The 10688-nt window shown below is 42.9% G+C and carries 8 protein-coding genes; 2 read left to right on the top strand and 6 right to left on the bottom strand.

Annotated elements, in window-relative coordinates:
- Positions 1-27: 27 nt before the first annotated feature.
- Genes L1D50_RS17840 through dinG form a run of 6 tightly spaced genes read right to left on the bottom strand, consistent with a single transcriptional unit; the run spans position 28 to position 4838 of the window.
- Positions 28-189 carry a DUF2496 domain-containing protein gene (locus L1D50_RS17840; protein WP_128726941.1) on the bottom strand — a complete coding sequence of 54 codons (162 nt, stop codon included), beginning with the start codon at positions 187-189 and terminating at the stop codon, positions 28-30.
- Positions 186-458 carry a late competence development ComFB family protein gene (locus L1D50_RS17845; RefSeq protein WP_128726940.1) on the bottom strand — a complete coding sequence of 91 codons (273 nt, stop codon included), beginning with the start codon at positions 456-458 and terminating at the stop codon, positions 186-188. The genes L1D50_RS17840 and L1D50_RS17845 overlap by 4 nt, the downstream gene beginning before the upstream one ends.
- Before the next feature lie 27 nt (positions 459-485).
- The gene (locus L1D50_RS17850) at positions 486-1391 is read right to left on the bottom strand and encodes a histone deacetylase (protein ID WP_128726939.1); all 906 of its coding nucleotides are present in this window, start codon (positions 1389-1391) and stop codon (positions 486-488) included.
- Positions 1391-1990, bottom strand: coding sequence for a primosomal replication protein (locus tag L1D50_RS17855; protein ID WP_128726938.1), 600 nt, complete (start codon positions 1988-1990; stop codon positions 1391-1393). Before L1D50_RS17855 ends, L1D50_RS17850 begins: the two co-directional genes overlap by 1 nt.
- Complete coding sequence (locus L1D50_RS17860; RefSeq protein WP_128726937.1) at positions 1987-2766, bottom strand: TSUP family transporter; 780 nt, start codon at positions 2764-2766, stop codon at positions 1987-1989. Before L1D50_RS17860 ends, L1D50_RS17855 begins: the two co-directional genes overlap by 4 nt.
- 2 nt (positions 2767-2768) lie before the next feature.
- The gene (dinG, locus tag L1D50_RS17865) at positions 2769-4838 is read right to left on the bottom strand and encodes an ATP-dependent DNA helicase DinG (RefSeq protein WP_128726936.1); all 2070 of its coding nucleotides are present in this window, start codon (positions 4836-4838) and stop codon (positions 2769-2771) included.
- 167 nt (positions 4839-5005) lie between these two features.
- On the opposite strand from dinG, the gene L1D50_RS17870 reads away from it, so the two are divergent.
- Together L1D50_RS17870 and L1D50_RS17875 are read left to right on the top strand one after the other, a co-directional pair.
- Complete coding sequence (locus tag L1D50_RS17870) at positions 5006-7342, top strand: DNA polymerase II (RefSeq protein WP_128726935.1); 2337 nt, start codon at positions 5006-5008, stop codon at positions 7340-7342.
- Positions 7343-7965: 623 nt separating this feature from the next.
- Positions 7966-10688: TonB-dependent receptor (locus tag L1D50_RS17875; protein WP_239966520.1), on the top strand; the 2723-nt coding region annotated here is incomplete at its 3' end.

The raw sequence follows: 10688 nt of genomic DNA on the forward strand, positions 1-10688 counted from the left end.
AAGTATGACTTAAATGTATATCTAATGTTAAGTTTTTTGTTGGTTGTTTAGTTTGTTTTGAAAATCAGATCTGACAATGTCAAGTGCAGCAATGACTTCCTCCGCAGGAAGATCATGCTCCTCCAACAACATAATGAGGTCGACAGCAAGTTTTACATGAGTTGGTGCTTGTTCTAAAGGGGTACTCATACTTGAAATTGTTCCTTTTTAGCGATTTGTGCAATGGCAAAATCAATTGCACGCTCTACCGCTTGCTCCATCTTCGCACGCTCGGGCTGAGGCAGGTAAAACTCCATGTCTACATCGTAGCGAATATAGCGCGATGGCAGTTGGTTCAAAACGGTACAACAAAAGTCAGCCATTACGTCCTCATCATAGATTTTATCTAACTTACGACGGACGATATGTTCGACTACTAACTTTTCATAATAATTATGAATATCATCATGTAACTTCATACAGCCTCCTGCACATTCCTTTTAAGTTTATATCATAATAGCGGGGTTATCGAACAAAGCCAAAAAGGTTTGTTGATGTATATCTACAAGATGATCAACGTCGCGCTGATAGCCCCCACCTAGGGCAAAAGCTAATGGAATATTAAGATGATGCGCATACTCAAATACAATCGAATCTCGAGCCCTAACACCTTGCTTTGAAACACTAAAGTGTCCTAGTTCATCACCTTGATACACATCTGCGCCGGCGTTATAGAGGACGATGTCTGGCTGGTATAATCGAACTGCCAGTTGTAAGGCTTCGCGGACGGTTGCCACATATTGCGCGTCCTGTGTATTCACAGGCAAGGCAAAGTCCAAATCGGATTGCGGTTTAACGCGAGGAAAGTTACTTTCACAGTGGATGGAGCAAGTAATGATATCGTCTCTATCTGCAACGATTGTTGCAGTGCCATCGCCTTGATGCACGTCACAATCAAAGATTAGCACGCGCTCAACCTGTTGATGGGCAATGAGCGTTGCTGCGACCACCGCCCAATCATTAAATATGCAAAAGCCACTACCAAAATCGCGATGTGCGTGATGATAGCCGCCGCTTAAGTTTGCTCCAAATCCATATTCGAGCGCATATTTTGCTGCCGCTAGACCGCCCCCTAAAGAAATCAAAGTGCGCTGTACGAGTTGTTCACTCCAAGGAAAGCCCATTTTCTTAATGGCTTTTTCGCTCAACGTGCCGTTTAAAAAGGCATCAACGTAATTACTATCGTGGCAAAGTTGTAGCGCATCAGCTGTGATTTTTTGCTCGGGTTCTTTGATAAATTTAGCAAACTTACTGGCGTTTATTCGTTGGTATAATTTTTTATACTTGTTGATAGGGAAGCGGTGCTTTTCAGGTAGATTTAGCTCGCTATAAATAGGGTGGTAGTAAAGCATTAACGGCTCTGACTTTTCTCAACTTCTTGAATTTTTTGCTCTGTGGCCGAAATGGCTTTTCTACAGCGGCCAAGACGAGCATGAAGGGCTAATATTTCGGCATTGAGTTTGGCAGCCTGAGAGGGAGCTGCCTTATCCATCTGTAGTCTTCTGAGGTCAATCATTTCTTGCAACCGACGCTCAAACTCATGATTTTGCGACAGCTCCTGATATAACTCATGGGACGACTGCATAATCTTCTGCACTGCCTTCTTATACACTTTGGCTTTTTTTGGTGTATTCAGTTTGTTTTCTTTCGCCCAGACAGGGGTTGATTTTAACACCTTCAACACAGCTTCCATTTGCGAACCTATTCGTTCGATGGCGAATGCAAAGGCGTGACGCTGTTCGCTTGGCGGCAGATGGGACATTGCTTCTACTATTTCTTCAACATAGTCGCTGAGCTTTAAGCTTTTAGTGCGAAATACACGGGCATCAAATAAGCTGGGCTGTGCCTGCATATAACGATTCTTATCAAACCATTTTGCTGAGTCAAATTGCGCTGCTTGTTGCTTTAAGCGGCTGACTTGTTGCTCAAGCTTGATAAGTCCTGTACTCACGAGAAATACGCCTCAAAAATAAGCTTGCCCGCAAGTACAATAACCACAGTGTTAAAGAGAGGTTTGATCAGTTTGTTGCCAAACTTAATAGCTGAATGCGCACCGAGCCAAGCACCAAACATTAAAAATGCGCCCATGGTGATACCCAGCATAAAGTTAACATGACCCAGGGCTACAAAGGTGATAAGCGAAATAAAGTTGGAAACAAAGTTCATTGAACGAGCAAGGCCGCAGTTTAAAAGTAAGCTCATTTTATAGAGCATACTGTTGGACGCAGTCCAAAACGTGCCAGTACCAGGCCCTGCCATACCATCAAAAAATCCCAACGACAAACCTTGTGTCCATTGTTTGATTTTGAGTGCTCGGTTAGCCTCAGGCAAAGTATGGGAGTCTGTTGGGCTTAGCCTACCGACTAAGCTATAAATTGCGACAGCGATGATAATTACGGGAATAAGCTTGTTTAAAAACTCGATACTTAGAAAGTCGACAAGTAGTGTGCCCAATACGGCACCTATCGCAGTGGCAATAATGGAGCCAATCCAAAAGCTAGGCTTGAATAACTGCTTTTTGTAGTAGGTAAAGCTCGCGGTTAAGGAACCAAAACTCGCGGCAAGCTTGTTAGTACCTAAGGTTAAATGTGGAGGAAGGCCCGCAGTAAGCAAGGCTGGCACAGTTAGCAGCCCACCGCCACCTGCAATTGCATCAATAAATCCAGCAGCCAGTGCGACTAAGCAAAGTAACCCCCAAGTTGTGGGATCTAAAGCGAGTTCAAACATTATTAATCAATTTGCCTTTTGTATGGTGGCAGAGTATCAAGCATGGCTTTGCCATAACGTTTTGTAACTAAACGTCTATCTAAGATGGTGATACGGCCGGAGTCTGATTCTTTACGCAGCAGTCTACCACAGCTTTGTACTAATTTCTTTGCAGCATCGGGTACAGTGATAGATAAAAATGGATTCCCACCTTTACTTTGCACGAATTCCGCTTGAGCCTCTTCAATAGGAGAGGTTGGCACGGCGAAAGGGATCTTAGTCACCACGAGGTTCTCTAGGTATTTGCCGGGTAAATCTAGCCCCTCGGATAGGCTTTGTGTACCAAATAAGATACTGCCGCGACCTAAGTCGATATTTGCTTTGTGACGAGTGAGTAAGGCATCACGGGAAAGCTCCCCCTGTACCAAAATATTAAGATTTTTACCTCTTAATTTTTCTACCACATGATTCATTTGCCAATAAGAGGCAAACAGGACAAGGTTGGCCTTATTGGTGTCTAAATAGGTTGGCAGGGCATCCGCTAAATAATCGCTAAAGGCTTTATCCGTTGGATCTGTTTGGGTTTTTGGCAAATGCAATGTCGCTTGATTGGGATAATCAAACGGAGAATCAGCTTTGATATATTTAACACCTGGCTCTTTTGCCAACCCACTTTCGTGGGCGAAATGATCAAATGTGCCCAAAGCACTGAGGGTTGCGGAGCAGAGCACCGCGCCTGCACACTCACGCCAGAGGTTATCCTTCAAATAATAGCCGACTTCGATCGGACAATCACAAAGTAAATGGTCGTGATGATGTTTGTATTCTAAGCGTTTTATCCACCTTGCATGAGGCACGCTGTCGCCTTTTCGCGCGTAGCTAAACCAGAGTTTGTTGAGTTGCTCAAGCCGGTTGATATATTGACCGCTTTCAACCAATAACGGGTCGGCTAAAAAAGCTTGCACATCGCCGTCTGAAACATCGCCCGATAGTGCATCATGCATCTTGGTAAGACAACGCAGTGCATCTTGCGTGGCATCCGCAATATCTTTTGCTTTTACAGTGAGCGCCTCTGGTACTTCGCCATGACTAAAGCGGTAGGTATCGTCATCGTTATAAGTAAAGTCGCTCTGATCGAGTATATCCCTTACCGCTCTAAGGTACTTTGCAGCGTCATTGGCTGCATCATTCAGTTTGAAATTCTGCCCAATGGCTTTTTGTGAAACCACGGTGTTTGCCATTTTTCCGCTAAACTTAAGTAGCTTTTCTAGCCACTCGATAGTGCCTTTAATCGTCGCCGCGGCGGAAGAAAAATCTCTGGTAATATGGGGCAGGTGGTGCGCTTCGTCAATTACATAAAATGTTTCTTCTGGTTCTGGTAATATCGTTCCACCACCCAATTCTAAGTCGGCCAGTAACAAAGCGTGATTAATCACTAGCACATCCATTTGTGCGATCTTTTGTCGCGCTAAATGAAAAGGACATAAATGATGAGATTTTAATTGCCGTTGGCAAGCGTGTTTATCACAAGCGATAACATTCCAAACTTTATCTGGAATTGTGTCTTCCCAGCTATCTCTGTCACCTTGCCAGCGCTTTTCTTGGTATGCAAGTGCTAACTCTCTTAAGCATTTTTGCTCCATTTGAGAAAGTGGGCTGCTGGTTGTCGGCATCATCGACATTTGCATCTCATCATCGCTGACGGCAGCCATCAGTTTTTGTACACAAATGTAGCGTTGACGACCTTTTACAAGGTCAAACTTGAAGTCTATGCCTGAATGTTCTTTTAAAAACGGCAACTCTTTGTTGATCAATTGTTCTTGTAAGGCGACGGTTGCGGTTGAAATGACGAGTTTCTTTTTACTTGAGAGTGCGACAGGAAGCGCTCCGAGTAGATAGGCTAAAGATTTTCCGGTACCTGTACCTGCTTCAATCACGCAAATACGTTGAGTGCGGTGATAATCACCTGAGAGTGTTTTTGCGATTTCGGCGACCAGATAATTTTGACTCGGACGAGGACGAAAGCCATCTAAAGCAGAGGCGACATTTTGATGTGCTTGGCGGATGGTTTTTTTTAGTTTGTCTGAGAGCATAATCTATTTAGCCTAGAGTCCTGATATAAAGCAAGCCTACCACTTGAGTCTCGATTTTTAGTTAATCACTGCGTTAACGGATAGGTTTTATTCTGTTTGTGACTTTATGTTCAATAAACAGGTGGATATAATTACAGTGATTCGTCTATTTTAGGGTGGTATTGGAGTTGGCACAAGCGATATATCAGGGCTTTGTTTTATCGAGACAGCAGATGCAGGTAAGTGGCCAACTGCGCTTGTGTTATTGGCTCAAATCGCAACACCAGTTACTCAAGGTGTGGGTAGAGGATGAGCAGCCACTTTTTTTCATTAAACAAGATAAAAAAACAGAAGTAGAACAGCTGCTAAGTCGCGCTCAGTTGCAGTGTAGTATCTCGCCAAGTCAATTAAAGCACTTCGATCAAGCCCCTGTTTGTGTTGTAAAATTTCGCACCTTGAGCCACTTCTATGACGCAAAACAGCTACTTGAAAATAAAGTCGCATTATATGAAGAGGATATTCGCCATTCCGACCGCTATTTAATGGAGCGCTTTATTCGCGGAGCCGCTTGGGTCAAAGGTAAAGCCACGCAAAAACCGGGCTACATTGAAATTACTCAGGCGCAATTTAAGGCTTGCGATGATTATAGACCACACCTTGAAATGCTTTCTATCGATATAGAATGCAACGGCGAGGGGGTCTTATTTTCGGTAGGTCTAGCGACCGATACGGAAAAACTAGTGATCATGATAGGTGAGGCGCAACATGCTGCCGTCAATGTAGTTTGGGTTGAAGATGAAATTGCGTTACTAGAAGAGCTGGTCAAGCAAGTGAATCGTTTAGACCCAGATGTGTTAATCGGATGGAACGTGATTGAGTTCGATGCCGCAATACTTGTGGAACGCGCGCAGGCTAACAGTGTCGCACTTACGATAGGGCGAGATGGCGGAGCGATGTCGACCTTCAAAGGTAACTATACCCGGGTGTTTATTCCGGGGAGAGTGATGCTAGATGGCATCGATATGATGAAAAATGCGACCTATCACTTTGAAACATTTAAACTGAGCTTTGTGGCTGAGAAGATTTTGGGTCGCACCAAGCTTATTGCACAAGATGACAGGCTTGAGGAAATCATCAGACAGTTTCATCATGATAAACCTGCGCTCGCGGCGTATAACTTACAAGATTGTCAATTGGTGTTAGACATTTTTAGTAAACTAAACTTACTTGAATTTGCCCTCGCTCGAACTCAGCTGACGGGACTGGAGCTTGAGAAAATGGGTGGCTCAGTCGCTGCGTTTACCAACTTGTATTTACCCTTATTGCACCGTAGCGGTTACATTGCACCAAACTTATCTGAGCATGGCATTAACTTTGACAGTCCTGGTGGTTATGTCATGGATTCAAAGCCGGGCCTCTACCAAAATATTTTGGTGCTGGATTTTAAAAGCCTTTACCCCTCAATTATCCGCACTTTTTGCATAGACCCTATGGGGTTGATAGAAGGGTTACAGCATCCTGAGCATGCTATAGATGGCTTTAATAAAGGTAAATTTAGTCGCACGGAACATCATTTACCGGGATTAGTCGCAGCGCTTTCCAGCGCACGTGAACAAGCCAAATTAGACAAAGATATGATGCTCTCACAGGCGATAAAAATCATCATGAATAGCTTGTACGGCGTACTTGGGTCAAAAGGCTGTCGTTTTTACGATCCACGTCTTGCAAGCTCAATAACGATGCGCGGTCATCAAATAATGCAACAAACTCGAGCTTGGATTGAAGAGCTCGGATATGAAGTGATCTATGGTGATACTGACTCAACTTTCGTCTGTTTACCTGAGTCTTTGAGTAGCGAAGCATGCCAAACAATAGGCAAGCAGTTGATGATGGAAATTAACGAGCGCTGGCGCGCATTGCTGATGGAAAGCTTTGGCCTCCACAGTCATTTAGAAATAGAGTTTGAAACACACTATAGCCCATTCTTTATGCCTACCATTCGTGGTCAAGAAGTCGGCTCTAAAAAGCGATATGTTGGGCAGATCACAGAGCTTGGCAAGCACAAGCTGGTTTTTAAAGGCATGGAGACCGTGCGTAGTGATTGGACGGAAATCGCCAAAGAATATCAACAAGCAATTATTCGCGCGCTGTTTGATGGGCTCGACACGGTTGAGATCACCCACCAATATATAAATCAGATTTTCGCTGGAAAAGTAGACGAAAAGCTCGTTTACAAAAAGAAACTTGGTAAGTCTGTTGAGTTATATACAAAAAATATCCCTCCTCAGGTAAAAGCGGCGAAACAGGCTATCGAAGATGGATTGTTGCAGACCGCCAAAAAGGGGGCGCAAATACCGTATTACTTAAGTACTGATGGGCCAAAGTTCGCGCAGCAAGGCAAGCTCGTAGATATTGATTATTATCAATACGTTGAAAAACAAATTTTGCCTATATATCAGATGCTTCCAAATGCTTCAAAATTATCAATTCGTTCTGATGGACAACAAAGCTTCGATTTGCATTAGAGCCTATTTGCCTTTCAAGTGAATTGGAAGATCAATCTATTTCTACCTGTTAGAGCAAATAGGATATGCCTTGCTTCTCACTGGGAAAGAAGGCTTATTAACAATTTTGTCGATATAGCGACCTTTACGAGTAATAAATCATCATTGCAGATGACTCACGTGTTAAATTAATTTTTTATAAAAAAGCTTTATATATTGTGAGATCATAAACACCAGTATCAAAGTAGATCCCTCACAACATTTTTCAGGTGTACTTTTTCCAATCAACAATTGATGGGTTTGAGCATAAACTAACCAATCTCTTTGTTTTTTGTTAATCCCATGTTCCGATTCTGTGTTTTTAAATTAGCACCAAGAAAAATTTTATAAAAAATTGAACTTATTTCTTATTTTTTAACCCATTGTATTTTATGGCTATTTCTTGGTGTTTTGTTGTTAATTTGGGGGCTTGTTGGTTTAAAATATGAAAATGGATGTTGACCCTATGTTGGTGCTGAAAGTAGTATAACTGCGTCATGTATCAATTTGTTTCTGTTTTGGTCCAATTAGGGGCGTAGCAAGTCTATGTTTAATAGGAATAAATTTTTGCATTGCTTCATATAAAAAAAATCAGGGAGTAATCAATGTTAAATAATAAAGTAAGCAAGGCCGTACGCCTTGGTTTAGCGTTTGGTGCGGCATCGACTGCTGTATTCAGTGCAGCAGTTGTAGCTGAAGAAGACGCTTCAGTTGAAAGCGTAGAGCGAATCCAAGTTACTGGTTCTCGCATCAAGCGCACCGATTTAGAAACTGCAATGCCAGTAAGCTCTTTCTCAATGGAAGACATTAAAGCTTCAGGTGTTCCTACGCTTGAGCAGTTTGTTCAGCAACTACCAGTAATTAGCGGTGGTAGCTACGGCTCCAACGTAAACAATGGCGGTAATGGTTCTGTAACTATGAACCTTCGTGGTCTGGGTTCAACACGTACTCTAGTACTATTAAATGGTCGTCGTTTTAGTGGTGATATCAGCACAATCCCAATGGCAGCTATTGCACGCGTTGACGTACTTCGTGACGGTGCATCTACTATTTACGGTTCTGATGCAATTGCAGGCGTTGTAAACTTTATTACAGCGAAAAATTACACAGGTACAGAGCTTGAGTTCCGTTATCAAGAAACATCAGAAGGTGATGGTAAAACTGATTCAATCAACTTTGTAACTGGTATCGAGGGTGAAAAAGGTAGCTTAATCATCTCGGCAGGTTATGATAGTCGTGATGCTATATATGGTCGCGACCGCGATTTCTCTAGCTGTCCGCGTGAAGAAGAAAACGGTAAGATTGTATGTGGTGGTTCAACAACTTCTTATCCAGCTTCGTTCACAATTCCTGGAGAAGGTACGGCTAGATACGTAATGGACGAGAATGGCAACCCAAGACCATTCGTTACAAGTGATAAATATAATCACTCATCTACAAGTATTCTTTATCAACCACGCGAATCATATAACCTATTCGCAGCAGGTCGTTACGAGTTAGCAGAAACTGACTTTACTTCTATTGAGTTTTTCTCTGAGTCTATGTTTACTCACCGTAGCAGTACAACAAACCTTGCACCTGTTGGTACTTTCTGGACTATGAATGTTCCAGAGTCACATCCTAACAACAACACCGGTGGCGATCTAAACGTAAACCGTCGTCTTGCTGAGTCAGGCAACCGTCGTACAGATTTTGACGTATATGAGTACCTAATCACTACAGGTTTTGAAGGTGAGCTTTCAAACGGTTGGTATTGGGACTTTAGCTATGGTGTAAACCACCGTCGTCAAGACGAATTTATTGATGGCCGTGTACACAGAGAGCGCATGAATACACTGGTAGATCCAGAGCTTTGTGCTGCAAGTGCAGATTGTACTGCCGCAGTAGCTGGTACACCAAATGGTATCTGGAACCCGTTTGTTAAAGATAGCTTAACTCAAGATATGCTTGACTGGGTAATTGTTCCACTTACTGATACTAATATTTCAGACGATACACAGCTACAATTTAACCTTGCAGGTGACACAGGTGATTTTGAACTACCTGCTGGTGTGATTTCTTGGGCAGTGGGTTACGAACACCTTACAACGTCTTATGAAGCAATCGTAGATGGTGCATCAGGCCTTGGTGCTATTTATGGTACAGCCCCAGGTGGCTCTGTAGGTAAATACAACACTGAAGCGTTTTATGTAGAAGCAAATATTCCACTACTTGCTGACTTACCATTTGCTGAGCGTTTAGATTTGACAGTTGCGGCACGTCGCACAGAAGTAAACTTGATTGACGATGCTGAAACAACGAAAAAGGTTGCGCTAGAGTGGCGCCCAAATTCAGAGTTAATGGTTCGTGCTAACTACTCTGAAGGGTTCCGTACTCCATCTATCACTAACTTATATCGCCCATATACTCAGTCTGCTAATTCATATACAGATCCATGTGTAAACTATGGCGCTAGTGACAATGCAATCTTAAAAGAAAACTGTGCTGCTGATGGCCTTGCACCAAATTGGTCACAGCCTAATGCGCAATCGGGCTCATGGTTGGGTGGTAATCCAAACTTAGGTCCAGAAACATCAGAAAGTAAGACGTTTGGTATTGTATGGTCACCAGATTTTGTTGAAGGCTTTAGCGCGACGATTGATTACTACGATATTGAAATCAGCAACGTAATTTCAAGCCTAACGCTAGAAACTATCGGTGAGACATGTTACGGAAGTAAAGACTTCTCATCACCAGTTTGTGACTTGATCAAAGGTCCTGAAGCTTACGGTACTAAAGGTATTAGCCCTCGTCGTAACCTAGATGGCAACCTTGTAGGTGTTGATTTGTCGACACAAAACCTTGGTTTCTTTACTTCTAAGGGTGTCGACTTCGACTTTAACTACGCGACAGAAGCGCTAGGTGGTAATCTTCGCTTTAAACTAGCAGGTACACATCTACTAGAGCAAACTTCTCTTGAAGCTGAAGGTTTGGTTGTTGATGAGCTAGAAGGTAAATACGGTGCGGATATCGCGAATGGTGGACGTGGTGCGTTTAATGAATGGCGTGCAAACCTACGTACATCGTATGACCGCGATAACTGGGGTCTAGCACACACTTTACAATATCAAAGTGGCGTGGATGATTCTGCACCAAATGAAAATGCACTTTCTAACAGCGTTGGTTCTGTAATTTATAATGACCTTTCTGGTTATTATCACGCGACGGATAGCTTGACTCTATCACTAGGTATTAACAACCTATTCGATAAGCAGCCTCCTTATGTTAGCCGTGGTGATAATGGTCTTCTTATCCGTGTTCACCGCCTAACTGGTCGTGAATATTACGC

The sequence above is a fragment of the Pseudoalteromonas sp. Isolate6 genome (assembly GCF_022398435.1).
Classification (GTDB): domain Bacteria; phylum Pseudomonadota; class Gammaproteobacteria; order Enterobacterales; family Alteromonadaceae; genus Pseudoalteromonas; species Pseudoalteromonas galatheae.